Annotated in this window: 1 pseudogene; it reads right to left on the bottom strand. The window is 75.7% G+C overall.

Going from position 1 to position 605, the window contains the following annotated elements:
* A pseudogene (locus ACTIDRAF_RS31565) lies at positions 1-605 on the bottom strand (hypothetical protein); the annotation flags it as partial.

The following is a 605-nucleotide window of genomic DNA, read 5'->3' as shown; positions in this document are numbered from 1 at the left end:
GACCCCGCCGACCGTTCCGACCGGCGCGACCGAGCCGGTCGGGTCGACGCCGCGCGGGGAGGTCTGGAGTACCGGGACGCCGGAGGTCGACGGGTCGGGCGGGGGTGGTGGCGGGGCAGCCTCCTCGCCGGCGGCGTCCGGGGCCCGCTCGCCGCCTCGGCCGCCCAGGAAGCCGTCGTCGAGCCCCCACTCCTCGCCGCTGCGGACGGCGAACTCCTCGGAGATCTCCCCCTCGGCGACCAGACTGCTCATCACCTCCTCCAGCAGGAAGGCGGAGTCCGCGGCGGACCGTTCGAGGAAGTCCCCGTCGTGCTGCCCGAGGCCGAACGGCATGTCCTCGTCGACCCCGGCCTCGCCGAGCAGTGCCTCCGGTGTCGAGAAGGTGAGCGCGGTCGGGCTGCTCGCGCCGGCGACGGGGGTCGCACCGGGCATGATGACGCCGTTCCCGAGATCCACCGCCTCGGCCAGACCGCCCTGGATCTGGGCGAACTCGGTTCGCGCGGCCGAGAACAGGGAGTCGAGACCGGCCAGGGCGTCGGTGTGCCCCGCCGCGGCGGCCTGTTCGGCGGCGTCGGCCCGCTGGGCGAGGACGACGAGCCGCCGCA

The organism is Actinoalloteichus spitiensis RMV-1378 (genome assembly GCF_000239155.1).
In the GTDB taxonomy this organism is placed as follows: Bacteria; Actinomycetota; Actinomycetes; order Mycobacteriales; family Pseudonocardiaceae; genus Actinoalloteichus_B; species Actinoalloteichus_B spitiensis.
This window is presented reverse-complemented; position numbering and strand designations above follow the sequence as displayed.